At 64.0% G+C, this 20,829-nt stretch carries 21 protein-coding genes; 13 read left to right on the top strand and 8 right to left on the bottom strand.

Annotation, left to right across the window (positions count from 1 at the left end; all coding sequences use genetic code 11):
- Nucleotides 1–115: 115 nt before the first annotated feature.
- The 5 genes from AC0L3C_RS05650 to AC0L3C_RS05630 all read right to left on the bottom strand — a co-directional run bounded on the left by AC0L3C_RS05650 (nt 116) and on the right by AC0L3C_RS05630 (nt 5,155).
- Nucleotides 116–2,074 carry a DEAD/DEAH box helicase gene (locus AC0L3C_RS05650; protein ID WP_473407391.1) on the bottom strand — a complete coding sequence of 653 codons (1,959 nt, stop codon included), beginning with the start codon at nt 2,072–2,074 and terminating at the stop codon, nt 116–118.
- Between the two features lie 311 nt (nt 2,075–2,385).
- Nucleotides 2,386–2,898: a hypothetical protein gene (locus AC0L3C_RS05645; protein ID WP_473407373.1), complete on the bottom strand. Its 513-nt coding sequence runs from the start codon at nt 2,896–2,898 to the stop codon at nt 2,386–2,388.
- Nucleotides 2,899–3,002: 104 nt separating this feature from the next.
- Nucleotides 3,003–3,443, bottom strand: coding sequence for a VOC family protein (locus tag AC0L3C_RS05640; protein WP_473258772.1), 441 nt, complete (start codon nt 3,441–3,443; stop codon nt 3,003–3,005).
- Nucleotides 3,444–3,536: 93 nt separating this feature from the next.
- Entirely contained in the window at nt 3,537–4,001 is a 465-nt protein-coding gene (locus AC0L3C_RS05635; RefSeq protein WP_473407372.1) for a DUF5680 domain-containing protein, read from the bottom strand.
- A gap of 2 nt (nt 4,002–4,003) precedes the next feature.
- A complete protein-coding gene (locus AC0L3C_RS05630; RefSeq protein WP_473407371.1) occupies nt 4,004–5,155 on the bottom strand; it encodes a zinc-binding dehydrogenase in 1,152 nt (383 codons plus the stop codon).
- Between the two features lie 261 nt (nt 5,156–5,416).
- Here AC0L3C_RS05630 and AC0L3C_RS05625 point away from each other — a divergent pair, with 261 nt between their 5' ends.
- The 4 genes from AC0L3C_RS05625 to AC0L3C_RS05610 all read left to right on the top strand — a co-directional run bounded on the left by AC0L3C_RS05625 (nt 5,417) and on the right by AC0L3C_RS05610 (nt 9,534).
- Nucleotides 5,417–6,658: an MFS transporter gene (locus AC0L3C_RS05625; RefSeq protein WP_473279673.1), complete on the top strand. Its 1,242-nt coding sequence runs from the start codon at nt 5,417–5,419 to the stop codon at nt 6,656–6,658.
- A gap of 71 nt (nt 6,659–6,729) precedes the next feature.
- On the top strand, nt 6,730–7,896 hold the full coding sequence (locus AC0L3C_RS05620; protein WP_473407370.1) for an MFS transporter: 1,167 nt from the start codon (nt 6,730–6,732) through the stop codon (nt 7,894–7,896).
- A 68-nt stretch (nt 7,897–7,964) separates the two neighbouring features.
- The gene (locus AC0L3C_RS05615; RefSeq protein WP_007602573.1) at nt 7,965–8,576 is read left to right on the top strand and encodes a PilZ domain-containing protein; all 612 of its coding nucleotides are present in this window, start codon (nt 7,965–7,967) and stop codon (nt 8,574–8,576) included.
- 331 nt (nt 8,577–8,907) lie between these two features.
- Nucleotides 8,908–9,534 carry a transglutaminase-like cysteine peptidase gene (locus AC0L3C_RS05610; protein ID WP_026232931.1) on the top strand — a complete coding sequence of 209 codons (627 nt, stop codon included), beginning with the start codon at nt 8,908–8,910 and terminating at the stop codon, nt 9,532–9,534.
- Between the two features lie 120 nt (nt 9,535–9,654).
- On the opposite strand, the gene AC0L3C_RS05605 is transcribed toward AC0L3C_RS05610, so the two are convergent.
- Nucleotides 9,655–11,148: a CYTH and CHAD domain-containing protein gene (locus AC0L3C_RS05605; protein ID WP_473407369.1), complete on the bottom strand. Its 1,494-nt coding sequence runs from the start codon at nt 11,146–11,148 to the stop codon at nt 9,655–9,657.
- Between AC0L3C_RS05605 and AC0L3C_RS05600 the strand changes: the two genes are divergently transcribed.
- From AC0L3C_RS05600 to AC0L3C_RS05590, 3 genes are all read left to right on the top strand, one after another.
- A complete protein-coding gene (locus AC0L3C_RS05600; RefSeq protein WP_473407368.1) occupies nt 11,140–11,397 on the top strand; it encodes a hypothetical protein in 258 nt (85 codons plus the stop codon). The genes AC0L3C_RS05605 and AC0L3C_RS05600 overlap by 9 nt on opposite strands.
- Nucleotides 11,398–11,738: 341 nt before the next feature.
- On the top strand, nt 11,739–12,551 hold the full coding sequence (locus AC0L3C_RS05595; RefSeq protein ID WP_473258789.1) for a helix-turn-helix domain-containing protein: 813 nt from the start codon (nt 11,739–11,741) through the stop codon (nt 12,549–12,551).
- Between the two features lie 114 nt (nt 12,552–12,665).
- On the top strand, nt 12,666–13,643 hold the full coding sequence (locus AC0L3C_RS05590; protein ID WP_473407367.1) for a Bug family tripartite tricarboxylate transporter substrate binding protein: 978 nt from the start codon (nt 12,666–12,668) through the stop codon (nt 13,641–13,643).
- A 42-nt stretch (nt 13,644–13,685) separates the two neighbouring features.
- On the opposite strand, the gene AC0L3C_RS05585 is transcribed toward AC0L3C_RS05590, so the two are convergent.
- The gene (locus tag AC0L3C_RS05585; RefSeq protein ID WP_473407366.1) at nt 13,686–14,393 is read right to left on the bottom strand and encodes a GntR family transcriptional regulator; all 708 of its coding nucleotides are present in this window, start codon (nt 14,391–14,393) and stop codon (nt 13,686–13,688) included.
- Nucleotides 14,394–14,657: 264 nt separating this feature from the next.
- On the opposite strand from AC0L3C_RS05585, the gene AC0L3C_RS05580 reads away from it, so the two are divergent.
- From AC0L3C_RS05580 to AC0L3C_RS05555, 6 genes are all read left to right on the top strand, one after another.
- Complete coding sequence (locus tag AC0L3C_RS05580) at nt 14,658–15,644, top strand: ABC transporter ATP-binding protein (protein WP_275174674.1); 987 nt, start codon at nt 14,658–14,660, stop codon at nt 15,642–15,644.
- 42 nt (nt 15,645–15,686) lie between these two features.
- Nucleotides 15,687–16,976, top strand: coding sequence for an ABC transporter substrate-binding protein (locus AC0L3C_RS05575; RefSeq protein ID WP_473258796.1), 1,290 nt, complete (start codon nt 15,687–15,689; stop codon nt 16,974–16,976).
- Nucleotides 16,977–16,980: 4 nt separating this feature from the next.
- Entirely contained in the window at nt 16,981–17,940 is a 960-nt protein-coding gene (locus AC0L3C_RS05570; RefSeq protein WP_007602562.1) for an ABC transporter permease, read from the top strand.
- A 3-nt stretch (nt 17,941–17,943) separates the two neighbouring features.
- The gene (locus AC0L3C_RS05565) at nt 17,944–18,822 is read left to right on the top strand and encodes an ABC transporter permease (RefSeq protein WP_473407365.1); all 879 of its coding nucleotides are present in this window, start codon (nt 17,944–17,946) and stop codon (nt 18,820–18,822) included.
- 4 nt (nt 18,823–18,826) lie between these two features.
- On the top strand, nt 18,827–19,558 hold the full coding sequence (locus AC0L3C_RS05560) for an aspartate/glutamate racemase family protein (RefSeq protein WP_473259431.1): 732 nt from the start codon (nt 18,827–18,829) through the stop codon (nt 19,556–19,558).
- 173 nt (nt 19,559–19,731) lie between these two features.
- Nucleotides 19,732–20,226 carry a hypothetical protein gene (locus AC0L3C_RS05555; protein ID WP_473258802.1) on the top strand — a complete coding sequence of 165 codons (495 nt, stop codon included), beginning with the start codon at nt 19,732–19,734 and terminating at the stop codon, nt 20,224–20,226.
- Nucleotides 20,227–20,399: 173 nt separating this feature from the next.
- Here the strand turns inward: AC0L3C_RS05555 and AC0L3C_RS05550 are convergent, their stop codons facing one another.
- Complete coding sequence (locus AC0L3C_RS05550) at nt 20,400–20,768, bottom strand: hypothetical protein (RefSeq protein WP_473407364.1); 369 nt, start codon at nt 20,766–20,768, stop codon at nt 20,400–20,402.
- Between the last annotated feature and the right edge of the window lie 61 nt (nt 20,769–20,829).

The raw sequence follows: 20,829 nt of genomic DNA, 5'->3' as shown, positions 1-20,829 counted from the left end.
GGTGGTGGTGGTGGTGGCGGCGGCGGCGGTGGCCGCTGAGCCCATCCGGCTTTTCAGATGATGTCGCCGGTGCAATCCGGCGGCATCGTTGCTGTCGCTGCTGAACAGCGCCCGTTCAACCGCGATGCTTTTTCTTCTTCGGCTTCTTGCCCGACGCACCCTTTTCAGACCACGGCGTGACCGAAGCTTCGGAATGGCCCGGCTTGGTCTTATGTTTCTTTTTCTTCGCGAACGCCGGAGCGTCGTCGAATTTCGTCGGGCGCTCGCCGAAAGTCTTGCCGCGCGGTTTGAATTCGCTCTTGTCGCGCGGGCGATCGTCTCGACGTTCACGATGATCGCTGTCGCCGCTCTCGCGCCGCGGCGCGTGGGGCCGCTCTTCCGAAGCCGCTTGCCGCTGCGGCGCATCCGCCATCGGCTCGAGGCGGATATTGTCTTCCTTGTCCGGACGCTTGATCTTCACGGCGAAGGAGTCCGCGACCCGCTGGGAAATTTCGAACTCGGTCGTGGTGTCCATGATCTTGATCGCGCCGATATCGCCCTTGTCGATGCCGCCACGGCGGCAGATCATCGGCAACAGCCAGCGCGCTTCCGCGTTCTTTTTTCGTCCGATGTTGGCCCGGAACCAGACGCTGCCATCCGCCATGCCATGTTTCGACGAGGATTTTCCCGCTTTGGGTCGAGCCCTTTCGGGCCGATCGTCGCCACGCGAAGCGCGGACATCGTCGCGCGGTGCGCGCGTATCGTTGCGGCCGCGATCCTCGCGCGGCCGGCCAGCTCGCTCGCCGGGATCCATGATGTCTTCGGGCGATGGCAGCCGCGCGCGATAGAGCCGTGCGAGTGACGCGGCGATCTCCTCGGCCGACCGCTCGGCCAATAGCGCCTGCGCCAGCGCCCGATCGTCGGCGGTGGTCTCCTCCGTGAACAGCACGTCCTTCATGCGCTCATGATCGAGCTTGCGGATCTCATCCGGCTGCGGCGCCGTCCCCCAGACCGCGTCGATGCCCGAGACGTTCAGCAGCATTTCCGCACGCCGCCGCCGCACGGGCGGCACCAGCATGACGCTGGTCCCCTTGCGGCCCGCGCGTCCGGTGCGGCCGGAGCGATGCTGCATGACCTCGGCGTCGTTGGGCAGATCCGCATGAATGACGAGGTCGAGGCTCGGCAGATCGATGCCGCGGGCGGCGACGTCGGTCGCCACGCAGACGCGCGAGCGTCCGTCCCGCAGCGACTGCAACGCCGTGGTTCGCTCGTTCTGCGTCAATTCGCCTGACAGAGCGACCACGGAGAAGCCACGCTCCAGCAGCGCCGCCTGCAAATGCCGGACGCCATCGCGCGTGCTGCAGAACACCAGCGCGCTCGGTGCCTCGTAGAAGCGCAACACGTTGACGACGGCGTGCTCGGCATCGCCGGGCGCGAGCCGGAGCGCGCGATACTCGATATCGGCATGACCGCCTTCGTCGCCGGCGACTTCGATCCGGAACGCCCGCTGCTGATACTGCTTGGCCAGCGCGACGATGCCGCGCGGGAACGTCGCCGAGAACATCAGGGTGCGGCGCGTGTCCGGCGTGGTCTTGAGGATGAATTCCATGTCTTCGCGAAAGCCGAGATTGAGCATCTCGTCGGCCTCGTCGAGCACGACCACCTTTAATTCCGAGATATCGAGACGGCCGCGGCGCAAATGATCGCACAACCGGCCGGGCGTGCCGACGACGATATGAGCGCCGGCCGCAAGCTCGCGCTGCTCGCGCCTGGGGTCCATGCCGCCGACGCAGGAGACGACGCGCCCGCTCGCGTGCTCGTACAGCCACGCCAGCTCGCGATGGACCTGCAAGGCAAGCTCGCGGGTCGGCGCCACGATCAGGGCAAGCGGTGCACCCGCCCGCTCGAACCGCTCGGCGTCGCCAAGCAAATCCTTGGCCATAGCCAGCCCGTAGGCCAGGGTCTTGCCGGAGCCGGTCTGGGCCGAAACCAAGAGGTCGCGGTCAGCGGCCTCATCGGTCAGCACGGCGAGCTGAACGGGGGTCGGACGGTCGTAGTTGCGCTCGGCCAAAGCTCGGGCGAGCGGCGCACTCATGGTCGGAAAAGACACGGGATAAACCTTGGTTGGTCCAGGCGCGGAACGTCGAGCCGCGCGACCTGAAGCTGCGTAGGCGGCAAATGGTCCAGCCGCACGCGTGGTGATTTGATTTGGACGCTCTTTACGCCAAGTGCGGGCAAATCACCATGCCTATGACGCATGGCTTTGGTGATGCCGAGAATAAGCTTACCGGCCAGCTCGACCCACTATATCCAGCGTTTTCGAGCCGTTTCGCTGCATCTAGCGGGATTTTCCACCGAAGCCGCCGCCGCAGTGCGCAAACTCGCATAGAGAGCGACGCGCGGGCCCTAATCCCTGGAGGCCACCAGCCTGCCGAAGCCGCCAGCCAGCCTGGCTCTGGCCCGGGCAACAGTGTCTCTTGCCGCGCGGCCCAAGGCTCGGACCGCGCGCCAGGCTTCGGTGGCCTGCAGCCATGCCTTGACGTCTGTGAACTTGCCATAGGCCCAGGCGAAGGCCGGAATCCGCATCAGCTTGTCACGCGTGAGATGGAACAGGCGCTCGACCAGGACCAGCTTGAGCAGCTCGCCGATGATGAATGTCACGGCCCCGCTCACGACCTGACCGGTTGCGGCGAGATAGGCCGCCACGGGCTTGACCGGCTCCAGGATGATGACGGGCACGGAAAACAGCGCGAGCGAGCAATAAGGCGACAGCGATCTGATCCAGCCGCGCAATCGCTTCAAATGGAGATGCCGCCCAATCCAGCGCGAGATCGGCCTCGCCACGGCCATGAAGACCGCATCCACCAGGAAGTAGATGGCGGCCAGGATGTAAGTGACGGGTTTCAGGATCCGCTTCACGATGAACTCTCCCGTGAACTGAAAGCCGAAACCCGGGCCTGAGTTTCACCCCGGCGTGAAAAACTCGATGGAACTTTTCGTGCACGGCCGCCCGCTCCCGCGGTTCAGATCTCCGCATAGACTTCCAAAAGATTGCCGTCGGGGTCGCGAAAGAACAGCGTCCGATGCCCGAACGACTGGTTCGTTGGGGGTGACAGCAGCGCCACGCCGTGGCGTGCGAGTTCGTCGGCACACGCATCGACTTCGGCCGCGGACACCCTGAAGGCCAGTTGCAGCGCGGCACTGCCCGCCGGCGTCGGCGCGTCAGTCGCAGTTCGGCCCGGTGTAGCGAGAGCCAGCGTGTTGGGGCCCAAGCCGTACTCGATCCAGTTCGGCGACAGCTCCCGCAGCAGCGGAAACGCGAGGACGTCTTCATAGAAGCGGCGCATCGCCGCCATGTCGCGCACGAAGACGACGGTGTAGTCGATCGCGCGGATGGCACGGAAGGGCGAGCGCGTGCGTTGGCCTGGCTCGGTCGTTTGTTCGTTTGTCATCTCGTCCTTCATTCCAAACGCCGGCCCGTAGCCCGTATGGAGCGTAGCGGAATACGGGACTGGCGGCCCCGGATTACGCTGCGCTCCATCCGGGCTACGGATCATCTAGCGCAACATGCCACCACCATAGCGCAGCTCGTAAAGCAGCGCGCCATCCTGCTGCGCAATCGTCTCGATGCCGTGGAAGCGATCGAAGGAGCCTTCGACCTCGTTGCGGTAGATCATGCCGTCCTGCTCAAACAGATGCGGCCCCCGGTACGGCTCCTCCACGGATACGGCCAGTAGTGCCTTGCGCAGGAATTTGTAGATCGCAAGGAAGGTGTCTCGCCCCGTGATCTCCGCGCGGACGCCACCGCTGTAGCTCATCGACCAGATGACGCGCTCATCCCGGGACACGGTCTCCTGCCCGACGAAGAACCCCATCCCGAAATAGATATCGCGATAGGGCTCAAGCTGCTTGGAGCCTCTGAGCAGCGGAGCGGCCACGGTGGCGTCGTCGTCCAGCCCCGCATAGGTGCTGCGCTTGGATTCGACCAGAAACGCTGCGAGGTCGTGCGGGATCGATGCCATCGTTACTCCACCAATTCCGGCCACGGCACGATGGTTGATTTCACCGTCTTCATCGCCATCGCATCCCTGACCGCCTGTGCGACCCCCTCTTCCGTGAACGGATAGATCGTCTGCATCTTGAGCCAGGGATATTTGTCCGCCGTGCGATAGAGCATGTCGACGCCGAGCGGCAGATCGTTGGCGGTAAAACCCCAGGAGCCCAGCACGTTGATATCCTTGGTGCAGATGCGGTGCCAGGAGGTCTCGATCGAGCCGGCGTCTGTGAACTGGCCCATCTCGACATAGGTGCCGCCGTCGCGCAGCATCTCGATGCCTTCGGGGCCGGCGGAGGGATGCCCCGAGCAATCCATCACGAGATCGGCGCCGAAGCCGCCGACGATGTCGCGCACAAGGACGATGCGATCTTGTGGTGACTTCAGTTCGTCGATGTTCACCGTCGCCTCCGCGCCGAACTCGCGCGCGAGCTTGAGCCGCGGCTCCTCCGGCGCACCGACGCAGATCACGCGCCCTGCCCCCATCTCCTGCGCCGCGGCGACTGCGAGAATGCCGATCGGGCCCGAGCCCTGGATCACCACCGTGTTGCCCCAGGAAAAACCGCCGGCGCGGCTGGCGCGATTGAAGGCGCGGATGCAGGAGGTCAGCGGCTCCGACAGCGCACCCAGCCGCAGCGACATGTCGTCAGGCAATTTGTAGATCTTGGTGCCCGGCAGCATGTCGAGATCGACGTAGACATATTCGGCCCAGCCGCCCCACATGTGAGGTGCCTTGTCGAAGCCGAGATAGCGGCCGTAGTAAACCGGCGTCAGGCACTTGTTGGCGCTCAGGGGATAATGGATGCAGTAATAGCAGCGGCCGCACGGCATCAGCGGCGGGATCATCACTTTTGATCCGACCTTGAGCGGCTTGCTCATGAAGTCCTCGGTGAATTCGTCGCCGCATTCGACGATGATGCCGCCGAGCTCGTGGCCGAGCGTGAACGGCCAGGGCAGCGGCTTCGGCCAATGTCCTCTCAGGATGTGCAGGTCCGTGCCGCAGACGCCGCACGCGCCAACCTTGATCAGCGCGGCCTTTTTGCCAACCTTCGGCCATGGCACGGTGCGAATGACGGGCTCACTGCCCGGCCCTGCGTGGGTGCAGACGCGGATCTGGTCCATGGCGTGTCCTCGATGCCCGCTTTTATTATGGCTGATTGGTGCGAGCTGACGAGCAGCGTATGTGAGATGCGCGGTCGTGCCAAGCCGTGGGCGCGTAGCCCGTATGGAGCGTAGCGGAACACGGGGAGCCGCAGGCGAGAATCCCGGATTACGCGTCGCTCCATCCAGGCTACGGGACCGCTGTTCTCACACACCCAAGTGTCTTGAGCGCTCGACGGCGAACGTGTAGGCACGACGCGAAAGTCCCACCCAGGTGCCCTCTTGAACCCCCTCCCTCAAAATCCTGTCGTCGCATCCGGATCGTTCGCTGCGATGAAGTCGGTGCCGTATCGACTCCAGTTCATCGCTTACGTGCTGGCGATGATGGCCGATAATATCGAGCATGTGATCAGCTATTGGGTGGTGTTCCAGAAATTCCATTCGCCGGCGTTGGCGGGGTTTGCCGTGCTGTCGCACTGGCTGCCGTTCCTGCTGTTCTCGGTCGCGGTTGGCGGGCTCGCGGACCGGGTCGATCCGCGCCGCATCATTCAATGCGGCATGTTGCTGTTCATCGTGGCCTCGGCTGGATGGGGTTTCTTCTTCATCACCGACACCATTGAGATGTGGCACGCCATGCTGCTGCTGGTGATCCATGGCTGCGCCGGCGTGTTGTGGCAGACGCCGAACCAGCTCCTGCTCTACGATCTCGTCGGCCCCGCCGATCTTCCGAGCGCGGTGCGGCTGAATGCGATGGCGCGCTATCTCGGCATTCTGGTCGGACCTGCCGTCGGCGGCATCATCATGCTCACGCTCGGCACCTCGCATGGCATCATCTTCAACACGCTGTTCTATCTGCCGATGCTGCTGTGGCTGTTCTGGGCGCCGGTGCGCGACAGCAGCGTGGCCGTGCGGCGCTTCGCGGTGCGCGGCCTTGCCGACATCATGCTGACGATCGGCGCCATCGGCACGCAGCCGGTGCTGACGGCGATGACATGGCTCGCCGGCCTCACCTCTTTCATGATCGGCAATGCCTATCACGCCCAGATGCCGGGCTTTGCCGGCGATCTCGGCCATGGCGATCCCGGAATCTCCTACAGCGTGCTGCTCGCGGCAGATGCTGCCGGCGCGCTGCTCGCCGGCATCGCGCTGGAATCCTGGGGGCGGCTCAAGGGTACGCCGCGCACCGCGATCATGCTCGCGATGCTGTGGAGCGTGGCGCTGCTCGGCTTCGCCTCGGTGCGGATCTATCCGGTCGCGATCGTGCTGTTGTTCTTTGCAGGCTTCTTCGAGCTGTCGTTCAACACCATGGCGCAGGCGCTGGTGCAGTTGAACGCGCCGTCCGACATTCGCGGCCGCGTCGTCGGCCTCTACAATATGGCCGGGCTCGGGATGCGGGCCTTCAGCGGCATCACGGTCGGACTGTTCGGTGCGGCGATCGGCATTCACTGGTCGCTCGGGCTCTCGGCCGCGGTGCTGCTGGCACTGCTATGTTTTCTCTATGGGCGCGCGACGAGGAAGACGTAAGCTCAGAGCTTGCGGTTGACTCCGGCGTCTCCCCACCGCACGCTCGATACAGGGTTCGGGGAGATGAAGCGTTGCGCAATCGGTGGGGCATACTTGCGATCCTGTTCGTCGTTCGCCTCACCATCGCGTTCCAGTTCCAGAGCGTGGCCGCGGTCGCGCCGCTGCTGCAGCAGAGCTTCGGCGTCGGACTCGCCGATATCGGCATCCTGATCGGACTCTATTTCACACCGGGCATCGTGCTGGCGCTGCCGGGCGGCGCGATCGGCCGCGCCCTCGGCGACAAGCCTACCACGATCGTGGCGCTGCTGCTGATGACGGCGGGCAGCCTTGTCATGGCCACCACCGACGTCTGGGGCTGGCAGATGGCGGGCCGGCTCGCCTCCGGCGCCGGTGGCGTGCTGCTGACCGTACAGCTCACCAAGATGGGCACCGACTGGTTTGCGAGTAAGGAGATCGCCACCGCGATGGCGATCTTCGTCAACTCCTGGCCGGCGGGCGTTGCGATCTCGCTGCTCGTGCTGCCGGCGATCGGCACGACTTACGGCGCGGGCGCCGTGTTTCTCGTGGCCGGCGCGCTGACCGCGATCGGCATTGCGCTCATCATTTTCTACCAAGCGCCGCCGGGAGCAACCGCCAGCGCGGCCGGCTCCGGGCGGCTCGATCCGCTCGCGCTTCTGGCGGTGATCGTCGCGGGTGCGATTTGGGGCCTTTATAACATCGGCTTCGCCATGATTTTCTCGTTCGGCCCCTCATTGCTCGTCGAGCGCGGCTGGAGCATTGCGGCGGCGGGCTCGGCGATCAGCCTCGTGATGTGGCTGTCGGTGATCTCGGTGCCATCAGGCGGATATCTCGCCGATCGCACCAAGCGCCCCTTTGTCGTGGCGATCGCGGCGAGCCTCGTGGTGGCCGGTCTGCTCGCCTGGCTGACCCGGTCCGACGCTGTGATCGCGATCCTGGTCCTGGGCGGCTTGATCGGCGGCCTTCCCGCCGGCCCGATCATGAGCCTGGCCGCCCGCGTACTCGCGCCGGAGACACGGGCGATCGGAATGGGCGTGTTCTACACTCTCTTCTATGCCGCGATGATGCTGGGGCCGGCGGTGGCGGGCCGGCTCGCCAAATCGGCCGGCACTGCCGCGGTCGCGCTCGACCTCGGCGCGCTGACGGTGCTGGCCTGCCCGCCCCTGATGTGGCTTTTCGAACGCATTGTGGCTGTTCGTCATCGCCGCGCCCGATCCTAACGCGGCATTAACCCTGTGCACCTTAGGGTCGTCCCGGACTCCGCCAGGCGGGGGGTCGGGTTGTGAAAATGGCGTTGGCGCACAAAAAATTTCTTCCGGCCGCCGAGGAACGTCGGCGTTTCCAGCGGGTGAAGGTTCACCTGCTCGGCCGCTACATGCTGCCGGACCGCCGTGAATTCCCTTGCCAGGTGATCAACATGTCGCCGGGCGGGCTGGCGCTGCTGGCCCCCGGCATCGGCAATGTCGGCGACCGCGTGGTCGCGTATCTCGACCATATCGGCCGCGTCGAGGGCAAGATCACCCGCATCATCGACAATGGCTTCGCCATGACGGTCGGCGCGACGCCGCGAAAGCGCGACAAGCTCGCGGCACAGCTGACCTGGCTCGCCAACCGCGACATTCTCAACCTGCCGGAAGACCGCCGTCACGATCGTATCGTGCCGCGCAACCCGATCGCGGTGCTGACGCTCGAGGACGGCACCAAGATGACCTGCCGCATCATCGACCTCTCGCTGTCGGGCGCAGCCATCGCCGCAGAGAACCGCCCCCCGCTGAAATCGACGGTTCTGCTCGGCCGGGTGCAGGGCCGCGTGGTCCGAAACCTCGAAGACGGCTTCGCACTCGAGTTCATGCATTCGCAGCCAATTGAAACTCTCGAAGAGAGCGTTACCGCGCGGTAAAGCGCCAAGGCACCAAAACCACTGCATTTCCAGCCCTGAAGGCGGCCTCCGCGATGCGGACGCCGCCTTTTTCATGGGTCGTGACGGGCCTCGCGCGGGTTAACGCGGGGGCTGCGGGTGCGTGCAAGCAACAGTTCCGCCAGCGTTTCCGCGTTAATCGATAAAATTTGAATCAATCGCAGTCATATCGAATTTTATTCAAGTTTGACTCAAGTATAGATCGAATTCGCCGCGTGTTTTACTTGCATTCGTCTCGACTTGACTTGGCTGACTTAGCGGCAACTCAAAAGCTCCCTGCGCAATGTGGTCCCAACAAGAAACGGGGGCCGCAATGTTTGATTTCAGGGGACAGGGGAAGGGATTGGCGCTCGCCGCCATGCTCTTCGGAATGAGCGCGGCAGCGCAGGCCGGCGAAGGCCGTCTGCTCTACGCAAGCCTCGGCGACACCACGCGTGCGCCGATCGGCTGGGTCGAGTTCTGTGCGGATAATGCCGCTCAGTGCCAGGGCGCACCGACGCAACCGCGTGACATCGTGATGTCGCAGGCTGCATGGCGCGACCTCGTCAAGGTCAATCGCTGGGTCAACGAGACCGTCAAGCCTTTGACCGACCAGGAGCACTGGGGCGTGATCGAAAAGTGGTCGCTGCCGTCCGACGGTTACGGCGACTGCGAAGACTACGTGCTGTTGAAGCGCAAGATGCTGATCGATGCCGGATGGCCGCGCGAGGCCCTGCTCATCACCGTCGTGCGCGACAAGAAGGGCGAAGGACACGCGGTGCTGACGGTGAAGACCGACAAGGGCGAGTTCGTTCTCGACAATCAGAACGAGAACGTCGTTGCCTGGACGGAGACCGGCTACCGCTTCGTCAAGCGCCAGTCGCAGAGCGATCCCAACGTCTGGGTCTCGCTCGGCGACACCAAGCCGGCGGTTTCCACCGCCAGCGCGAGAGATCAGTAGAGACCAACGAAAGAGATACGCGACCCGGTCACATCCCCACCCCTCCCCGTCCCAGACCGGTTCGCGCGCGGCCAGCCATCCCCCAATGGCTGGCCGCAACTTTTTTAGGATGTGCTTAGCTCAGTCCTGCGGCGTCTGCCGCGACCAGGGCACGCGCGCGGCGGTGAAATCGCGCCATGTGCTTTGCAGGGCGGACTGCACCCCGACCGACGCGCGCGCCTGCCAGCCGGCGATCGCCGCCGCCGCGATGGCGCAGTCGGGCTCGGCACCAAGGCCGTCCAGCAATGATGCCGTGACCACCATGTCGTTGAAGGCGCCAAGCTGCTCCTGCAAGCCGGCGAGCCTGCGCGCGAATTTTCGCGCGCATTTGCGGTCCGCGAACAGCGGCAGCAGAAACTCGCTGACATAGCGCAGCCGCTTGGTCGCGAGCCGCACGCGGTGCAGACCTTCGGCGGGAAGCGATTTGAAGCGGCGGCCGCGCCTGAGCACCTTGGCGTACTGCGCCGACAGGATGCGTGCCGCGAAGTCGGCCGCGGGTTCGGCGAGCCGGCCGAGATCCTGCGCGGCGACGTCGTTGCGCCAGCCGCGCGCCTCGATCCACCCGCCGAGGCTGATCAGGAATATCGCGCAGCGGCGATCGTCGAGCGCATCGTGCGCCTTGCGATAGGCATCCGACTGCCGCTCGGCCCCAACCTGGCCCAGCGCATCGAAGCCCGCGACCGACGGACAGGCTGTTGCGATCATCGGCAAGGTCTCGAGCCGGAACACATCCCAGTCGCGCGCGGCGGACAAATCCTGCGCCAGCCATTTGGCTTCGGTTCGCAGCGTATCGACGTTGCTCGACACGCCCGCCGAACGCATCAGATCCAGCACGGACCGCAGCCGGCGCAGCGAGACGCGCAACTGATGGATTCCTTCCGGATTGCGGCCGTCCTCGGCCGCTGGCAGCGACTGAAGCAAATGGAGAAAGCAGGAACGCAGGATTGTCGCGAACGCCTCGTCCAATGTCACCGACGGATCGAGACGAAGTTTTCGCGGACGCCGCGCCGAGGGCGGCTTGTCGGCGGCAAGATCGAAGCCGCGCGCCGATTTGGTGCGGATGGACGGCTTCACGACGCCGTGCTCCGCGAGCCGCAACGCGAGCTCGTAGATCGCGCTCGCGCTGCCGCTCTTGAGCTCCAGCTCGATCTCGCTCACCGGCAGTGAATGGTCGCCGGCCGTCAACTCGCCCCGGTCGAAGGCGATCTCGACCGTGCCTGACGGCAGGTCAATCATCCGCGCATGGCGATGGACATCGGCGGTGAAGACCACTTTGAGCGGTTGCGCTTCCAGGTGGCTGCGAAGCTTCTCGGGAATGAAAGGCATCGCCAAAGCGAGCTCGGGCGCAAGCGAAGGCACGCTCGCCTCCCACTCACCACGGCGGAGCGGATCATTCACCGCATCGGTCTTCACGGTTTGCACGAACCGCGCGCCGCTCTGACGAACGCGCAGGCTCAATCCGTTGCGCCGAAGTGTCCGCTCCGGCGTGTCATAATAGACCGACTTGAGCCGCTTGCGCGTGCCCTTGTTGCGCGCGTTGACCGCGATCACAGGCGCGGCGTTGAAATGCGCCATGCGATCGGCATCGACGAAAAGCTTGAGCTCGATCTCACCGACACCATGCGCGGCAGCACTCGACCGGAGTGGTTCCGTTGCCGGTTCCGCGTCTTGCGATGGCGTCTGATCGATCACAGGTTCCGCGACGAGTTCGACAGGTTCACGTTGCCTGAAGAAGCCGGCGGTGACTTGCGTTCTCTTGTTGTCCCTCGCAACAGGATTCCCATCCCGCGCGCTCGGAGCCTTGCGAACCGACGTTGCGTCTGACTTCAGCATTTACGGTAACATGACAGTTCGATGACAGAGCGCCATCCTATAGCCGGTGCGGCTCGCGAGGAATAGTCACGTGACGTCGCAGCGCCCGACCATCCACACGAGGCTGGGAGCGCACAATCCAGTTCGACCACAGGAACTAAATTGCCGGCGGGCGCAGCGTGCGATCGACTGGGCTGCGAATCCCGCCCTTCTCGAAACCGAGATGAACGCGTCAGCGAGCTTGACTCATGCCAGCCTTCCCGCAATCGGTGGCGATGGCGTCGAGCGCGCTGCCCTGTCCCTCCGGCGGTTGCTTCATCGGCTCACGGCACAGGCAATCACAAGGAGTTGGCATGACGTCGTTCCGTCCGGTCATTGCGTTGTCCAGGGGTCTCGAAGTCCTGCGAGCGATCAATCAGGAACGGCAGTCGACCGTCGGGTCGCTGCACAAGGCGACGGGACTCAACAAGGCGACAATCGTCCGCATGCTCGAGACGCTGGAGCATGAAGGTTATGTGGTGCGCCGTACCGAGCCGGCCAGCTACGCGCCGACGGGACGCGCGCTGTTGCTCAGCGCAGGCTATGACGAGCCGACCTGGATTGGCGGCATCGCCGAACCCATCCTCAACAAATTCCGCAAGCAGATCCATTGGCCGTCAGACATCGCGGTGCTCGATCAGGAGTCCATGGTCATCGCCCACACGACGCGCGTGGATGGATCGCTGCTGTTCAGCCGCCCGCCGGGTTTTCGCTTTCCCGTCCTCGGCACCTCGATGGGACGCGCCTATCTCGCCTTCTGCGAGCCCGCCGAGCAGGAGCGCATTGCCGCGCGGCTTGCCCTCGGTCCAGAGCCTTGGAACGATCTGGCGCGCAATCCCGACAAGCTCAGCAAGGCGCTGCGCACGATCCGTAAAGCCGGGTTCGCGGTGATGGACGACAGCTACAGCCGCAGTATCTTCGGTGGCGCGGTCTGGGCGCTTGGCGTTCCCGTCGCGCTTCAGAACCGGCTGTTCGGCAGCATGAACGTGATGATGCTCCGCGAAGCGGTCAGTCCGGAGGAAGGCATACGCCGCTTCGTACCTCCGATGAAGAAAGTCGCTTCCGCACTTGCCGAGGCGCTCGGCGCCAAGCTTGCCGCGCCAGGCTCTTCTGCAGGTCGGCCGTGACCATTTCACACAGTGAAACGATATTTTGATTTCTTGACCCTCCTCCTTGCCCATGTGACACCTCGTTGCGGTGGCTTCCGGCTGCCCAATGACATAGGGAAAAGGGAGGCCGAAGTGCGGACATCCGCGAGAATTTGGGCTGCCGCGATTGCATGCCTGACGCTGGCCGCTTCTGAAACGGCTTGGGCCGAAGCCTGGCCGACTCGGGCCATCAAGATCGTCGTCTCCACGCCGGCAGGCGGCATCACCGATGCCTTCGCCCGCGCCTATGGCGACTATATCTCGCAGAAGCTTGGGCAGCCGGTCATCGTCGAAAACAAAACCGGAGCCAGCGGTGCGCTGGCGGCACAGTCGGTGAAGGATTCCCCGGCCGACGGTTACACGCTGATGTACACGATCTCGTCCACCTTGCTCGGTAACCGCCTGCTGCTGAAATCGCTGGCCTATGATCCGGACAAGGATTTCACGATCGTCGCGGTGACGCCTTCGGGGCATCTGCCGCTGGTGGTCCATTCCGCCACCAATGCAAAGACGATCGAAGAGTTCGTCGCGTACGCACGCGGCAACAAGGTCACGGCCGGCTCGTACGGGATCGGCTCGTTCGCGCACATTGCGATCGCCGAGCTCAACCGCCAATTCGGTCTCGACATTTCCATCGTGCATTACCGCGGCGAAGCGCCGATGTGGCAGGATCTGGCCGCCGGAGTGATCCAGGCGGCGGTCGGCAGCTATCAGGCCGCGCTGCCGGTACTCGATACCGGCATCGGCCGCCCGATTGCCGTGCCGACACCGGTGCGCATGAAGAAGCTGCCCGAGACCAAGACATTTGCCGAGCAAGGGGTCACCGGCAATGTCTTCCAGCTCATCAGTTTTACCGCGCTGGTGGCGCCCGCTGCGATGCCGGCAGACCGGATCGACATGCTCGCCAAGCTGATGGTCGAAGGCGGCAAGACGGAGCGCGTGCAGAAGCTGCTCGATGCCTTCGGCGTCGACCAGCCGGCCATGGATCGTGCATCCTCGATTGCGCTCTATGAAAAGGAAGGGCCGGTCTGGCTCGAGTCGATCAAGACTCTCGGGTTGGAGCCGCAATAGCCGCCGCCTCGCCCATCCGGGTGCGGACGCGCCTCGTTGAGCTCAGACCCCGAGCACGTCCGCGAGACGCAACTCGTCGGCGGCGGGATCCTTCAGGAACAGCTCAGCCTCGATCTCGTTCAGATGCGACAACATCTGCGCGCGCGCGGCCTCCCTGTCGCATTTGCGGATCGCGGCGACGATCCCGGCGTGATGATCGGTGCCGCAGGCCGGCGTGTCGTGCCGGCGATAAAGCAGGATGATCAGCGAGGAGCGCGCAATCAGCTCCTTGAGAAAACCGAGATAGATGCTGTGGCCACTCATCTCCGCGACGAGTCGATGGAAGTCGCCGGAGAGGCGGACCGAAGCACGCGCATCGCCACGCAGCTCCGCCTCGCGTTCCTCGGCAAGATGCCGCTGGAGACGCCCGATCCACGCCGGCGACACCGCGTCAACGGCGTGATCGACGATCGTCGGCTCGATCAGGCGGCGCGCCTCGAACACTTCGCGTGCGTCGGCAGGCGTCGGCCGCGCGACGAAGGCGCCGCGGTTCTTCTCGATATCGACGATGCCCTCATGGGCGAGCTGTTGCAGCGCGGTGCGAACCAACGTTCGGCTTGCGCCGTAGATCTCGCCGATCTCGTCCTCGCCGAGTTTCGTGCCGGGCAGCAGGCGATGCTCGAGGATCGCCGCAGTTACGCCTTCCCGGATGCGGCTGACGCGATCGCTCGCATCTGGCGCGTCGGATTTCGGTCGGGATTTGGCGGCCATGGGAGTGAGGACTCGATCGTCGAAGATGGCGTCGAATCCTAATCGACCAGCTGTATCCAATCACAGGCGAAACTTTATACAATCCACGCCTGTTTTGTGTGCACGCAGCTGCGAAGGCGGCGAGCCACCCAGACCATGCGATTCAATCTAACGATCTGACTCCGCTGCACTGTTTTGGAATTCGGCCCACCGAGAACGATTCAAGCGCGGTTGGCATGGACCTTGCGGAGAGAGGCGCAGCATCGCCCTCGCCCCGGACACGCCATGGCCACTCCCGCCGCCCTCGAACTGGTCGCCGTCAGCAAGCGCTACGACACGACGCTGGCGGTCGACACCGTCAATTTGAAGATCCCGGCCGGCACCTATTGCTGCCTGCTCGGCCCCTCCGGCTGCGGCAAGACCTCGACCTTGCGCATGATCGCCGGTCACGAGGCGGTCAGCGAAGGCGACATCATCCTGGGTCCGCAGAACGTCACCGATCTCGAACCCGCCAAGCGCGGCACAGCGATGATGTTCCAGTCCTACGCGCTGTTTCCGCACCTCACCGTGATCGACAACGTGGCGTTTGCCCTGAAAATGCGCGGCATCGACCGGGCGACGCGGCACAAGCGCGCCGGCGAGTTGCTCGAGCTGGTCGCGATGACGCCCTACGCAGCCCGCCTCCCCGCACAGCTGTCCGGCGGCCAGCAGCAGCGCGTCGCGCTCGCCCGCGCGCTGATCACCGAGCCGCAGATCCTGTTGCTCGACGAGCCGCTCTCTGCGCTCGATCCGTTCCTGCGGGTGAAGATGCGGGGTGAACTGAAGCGGCTGCAGCGCGAGCTCGGCATCAGCTTCGTTCAGGTCACGCACGGCCAGGAAGAGGCGATGGCGCTGGCCGACCACATCGTCGTGATGAACCAGGGCAGGATCGAACAGCAGGGAAGCGCCCGCGACATCTTCCATCATCCCCGCACCGAATTCGTGGCGCGCTTCATCGGCGGTCACAACGTCCTCAGCGACGCAGGCAAACTCATCGCCGTGCGCGCCGATCAGCTCGGCATCGTGCCGATCGCCGACGGCGCGGTCGGCGCGCCGGCGCTGCTGACCCAGACCGAGTACCAGGGCTCCTACATCGCCGTCTCGCTCACGCTCGAAGACGGGACCGCTCTGTTCTCCCACCTTCCCGAGGCTGCCTTCGACGTCCACCAGTTCCGGCCGGGCGATCGCGTGCTGGCCACATGGGATCCCGCCAAGGCGCAACGTCTGCAATAGCGCCGATCAATCACCGGAATGCGCAACAGAGGAGTGAGTGATATGACCGAAACGACCAGGAAGAAGGGCCTTAGCCGCCGCACGCTACTGAAGAGCACCGCGGGTCTCGCCGGACTTGCCGCAGGCTCCGGCGCCATCACCGGCTTTCCCTACGTCATGTCGGCCGAGCCGAAGGTGCTGCGCTATCTCGGCACCGCGGTGAACGAGGGCGACGAGATCTCCAAGCAGTGCCTGAAGGACACGGGCATCAAGATCGAATACATCACCGCAACCACCGACGACGTCACCAAGCGCGTGATGACCCAGCCGAACTCCTTCGACGTGCTGGACACCGAATATTTCGCGCTGAAGAAGATCGTGCCCTCGGGCAACATCCTTGCCCTCGATGCCAAGAAGATCAAGGAATTCGACAACATCACGCCCGTCTTCACCAAGGGCGTCACCCCCGGCGGCAAGAAGATCGGCGGCCAGGGCACCGCGCCCTGGAAGGTGCTCTATCTCGAAGGCAAGGACTCCAAGAAGTTCGCGACGTCGGCCACCGAATTCGTCACGCTGATCCCGACCGTCTACAACGCCGACACGCTCGGCATCCGTCCCGACATCATCAAGCGTCCGATCAGCTCGTGGGCCGAGCTGCTCAACCCTGAGTTCAAGGGCAAGGCCTCGATCCTCAACATCCCCTCGATCGGCATCATGGATGCCGCGATGGTCGTGGAAGCCACCGGCAAGTACAAATATGCCGACAAGGGCAACATGACCAAGGAAGAGATCGATCTCACCATGAAGGTGATGACCGAGGCTAAGAAGGCCGGCCAGTTCCGCGCATTCTGGAAGGACTTCAACGAGAGCGTCAACCTGATGGCCTCGGGCGAGACCGTCATCCAGTCGATGTGGTCGCCGGCGGTGACGAAGGTCCGCTCGATGGGGATTGCCTGCACCTTCCAGCCGCTCAAGGAAGGCTATCGCTCCTGGGCCTCGGGCTTCTGCGTCTCGAAGGGCGTCTCGGGTGCGAAGCTCGAATGGGCCTATGAGTTCGTCAACTGGTTCCTGTCGGGCTATGCCGGCGCCTATCTCAACCGCCAGGGCTACTACTCAGCCGTGCTCTCCACCGCGAAGGCGCATATGGAGCCTTACGAGTGGGCCTACTGGATGGAAGGCAAGGCGGCCGAGAAGGACATCAAGGCGCCCGACGGCTCGCTGCTCGAGAAGGCCGGCGCCGTGCGCGACGGCGGCTCCTACGAGGACCGCATGGGCGGCGTCGCGTGCTGGAACGCCGTGATGGACGAGAACGACTACATGGTCCGCAAGTGGAACGAGTTCATCGCGGCGTAATTTGATGGACACGTCAGAGGACATCCTGCAACAGGCATCCCCGGACCTGGTCCGGGGATCGGAGACGGCGCGCCGCAGCAAAGCGGCGCGCCTGTCGCCCTCCTTCATCTCCTGGCTCCAGGCCGGGCCGATGATGCTGGTGTTCCTCGCCTTCTTCCTGATCCCGCTGGTCTTCGTCGTCATCGTCTCGTTCTGGGACTACAACGAATACCAGTTGCTGCCGGCCTTCTCGGGCCGCGGTTACACCGACACGTTCGAGGGCTGCATCGCGCAGCTCCCCGATCTCTGCACGATCGCCAAGACTTATCTGAAGACGCTGAAGCTCTGCTTCCTCGTGTGGGTCATCACCCTCTTCATCGGCTTCTGGGTCGCCTACTTCCTCGCCTTCCACGTCAAGTCGAAGACCTGGCAGATGGGACTGTCGCTGCTCTGCACGATCCCGTTCTGGACCTCCAACGTGATCCGCATGATCGCCTGGATTCCGCTGCTCGGGCGCAATGGCCTTGTCAACTCGGGCTTGGTGAAGACGGGGCTGATCAACCATCCCGTTGAATGGCTGCTGTTCTCCGAATTCTCCGTGGTGCTGGCACTGGTGCACCTCTTCACCTTCTTCATGGTGGTGCCGATCTTCAACTCGATGGTGCGCATCGACAAATCGTTGATCGAGGCCGCCTATGACGCCGGCGCCACCGGCTTTCAGACGCTCGTCAACGTCATCATCCCGCTCGCCAAGCCCGGCATCGTGATCGGCTCGATCTTCGTCATTACCATTGTGATGGGCGACTTCATCACCATCGGCGTGATGGGCGGGCAGCAGATCGCGGCCGCCGGCAAGATCATCGAGACGCGGGTGAACGCGCTGCAATTCCCGGCGGCCGCTGCGAACGCCGTGATCCTGCTCGTCATCACGTTCCTGATCATCACCATGATGTCGCGCATCGTCGACATCAAGAAGGAGCTCTAGAGCATGAAGGAAGGACGGCCGCGCTCTTTCTACGTGCTCGCGATCTTCTTCGCGGCCTACACGCTGTTTCTCTACGGCCCGATGATCGCGATCTATGTGCTGTCGTTCCAGGGGCCGCAGGGCGGCCTCACCTTCCCGATGAACGGTGTGTCGACTTTCTGGATCGCAAAACTATTCCAGGGCACCGGCATCGTCGATCTCGGCGCGGCCTTTCGCCGCTCGCTGCTGCTCGGCGTTATCGTGATGATCGTCACCGTCGTGCTGTCGGTCGCCGCCGGCATGGCGTTTCGCCGCAAGTTCAAGGCGCAAAGCCTCCTGTTCTACTCGGCGATCGCGAGCCTGATCGTGCCCTCGATTATCACCTCGCTCGGCATCTCGCTTGAATTCCGCATCATCGACGACCTGATCAAGGGCACCTTCAACGAGAATTTCGAGACCTCGATGGGTCTGCTCACCTCGGGCCTCGGTGCACATCTGACCTGGACGCTGCCGTTCGGCCTGCTCATCATGTTTGCGATCTTCAACCGCTTCGATCCCAGGCTCGAGGAAGCCGCGCGCGATCTCGGTGCAACGCCGTGGCAGGCCTTCCGTCATGTCGTGCTGCCGATCATCCTGCCTTCTGTGATCGGCATTGGACTGTTCGGCTTCACGCTCTCCTGGGACGAGCTCGCACGTTCCAGCCAGGCGATCGGGGCGGTGAACACGCTGCCTCTCGATCTCCAGGGCCTCACCACCACCGTGACGAACCCCGATATCTATGCGCTCGGCACCGTGATCTCGGCCGTCTCGTTCACGGTGATCGCGCTTGCGCTCGGCACCATCCACATGCTCAACAAGCGGCAGGCGGCCAAAGGCTCGGACGCCGGCAAAGGGCTTGTCTGATCTGATGCGGCTTCACGTCGTCAATCCCAACACCACTGCGACCATGACGGCGAAGATTGCTGCTGCCGCGCGAAGCGTCGCCCTGCCCGACACCGTGATCGATGCGCGCCAGCCCACGATGGGCCCGGTCTCGATCGAGGGATTTTACGACGAGGCGTTCGCGGTGCCGGGCATGCTCGGCTGCATCCGCGAGGCCGACCGCGACGGCGCGGATGCGCACATCATCGCCTGCTTCGACGACACCGGCCTCGACGCCGCGCGCGCCGCGGCAAAGGCACCCGTGATCGGCATTGGCGAGGCGGGCTTCCACATGGCGAGCCTGATCGCGGCGCGCTTCGCCGTGGTGACGACGCTCGGTGTCTCTATCGTGCCGATCGAACACAATTTGCGGAAATACGGCCTCGCCGATCGCTGCGTCCGCGTCCGCGCTGCCGAGGTGCCGGTGCTCGCGCTGGAGGAGCGCAACACCGATTCGCTCGCAAAAATCTCTACGGAAATTACGGCCGCGATCCGCGACGATCGCGCAGAGGCCATCGTGCTCGGTTGCGCCGGCATGGCCGATCTCGCCAATGAATTCGCCGCCACGCACGGCCTGCCCGTGATCGACGGTGTCGCCGCCGCGGTGACCTTGGCGGAATCATTGGTGCGACTGGGGCTGAAGACCTCCCGGCTCGGACCCTATGCGACGCCGCGCTCGAAGACCTATTCAGGTCCGTTTTCGCCGTTTCAGCCCTGATCTCTGCCTCTGACGGACGTTCGGAGGCCCTAAGGCATCCTGATTGTTGGTTTTTTTGCTCTTGGCCTCTTTTTGGTCCCATTCCTTGCCGAAACGTAACGCTTTCGGGACCCCCGGTGACCTCAGGGTTGCCGGTCTTCGCCACTCAAGTTTCAATTTGGGTTTTGTCAGCGATGATCGATCTCGCAGAGGACACACGGTCCCATCCCCTCCTTCGCCTTGGCGCCCAGCCCATCGCGCTGACGGCCGCCGCGCTCCTGCTGCTGATCGCCGGTGTGACCTCGATCGCGATCTGGCGCGCCTATACCGGCTCAGCCCCCGAGACCGATCGGGTGGTGGCCTCGCGGCAGCTTCAGGCACGTACCGCACAGGCGTCCGAGCAGCTGGTCGAGAAGACCAAGGGGTTGGAAGCAACCCAGCAGGAATCGATTGACCAGCTCCAGGTCGTGCAGGACCAGCTTCAGAGTGTGAAGCGGTTGCTCGCATTCCAGCAGGCCGACACCAAGCGTCTGTCCGAGCAGGTCACGGCACTCAATGAGTCCATCGACGGCCTGCGGCAATCCTTTGCCAGCGCCCGGGCGACCGAGGCCGAGACTCCTTCGGTTACCCGCAGGAAACCTGCACGGCATCGTGTCCAGGCCAGTGCACGCAAGCGCTCGCGCGGCTGAGCAGTCGGCGCCGCTAAATTTTTGGACTTGTGAACTGGATCACATTCGCCCGTATGATTCCAAGCGATGCTCGCCGTTACCGGATGGCGTGAGCCGATTTCAATGTCCGGGGCTGGCAAGGCCGTTGACGGTATATTGCGTCAACGGCCTTGTTTTTTAGTGGCCCACCCGCCTCATTCGCAGACGTCGACGCGACGGTATCGCCATCCCGCAGGCGTCATCACGCGCTTCCGGACGACGTAACAGCCACCATAACCGCCGTCGTCGTATCCGGTACCATAGTAATAGGAGCTGCCGTAGGAGGGGTAACCGTAGCCGTAATAGCTGCCGTAGTAACCGGCGCCGGCGATACCCGCCCCGATGGCGACGCCTGGCCAGAAGCCACCGCCATGCCAGTGGCCGCCATGACCCCAGCCGCCACCATGGCCCCAGCCACCGCCACCATGGCCCCAGCCACCGTGACCGCCCGCTTGTGCCGCCTGCGGTATCGACAGCCCAACCGCCGCCACAGCCAGCGCCGTCAACATCATCTTCCGTAACATCACTCGATCCTCCGCGTGGAGACGCTCCACGCTTCAAAAGCAGGATCAAGCTAATTGGCTT

It is taken from the genome of Bradyrhizobium sp. WSM4872 (assembly GCF_055811715.1).
The sequence above is the reverse complement of the archived record's forward strand: the minus strand, read 5'-3'. Positions and strand labels throughout refer to the sequence as shown.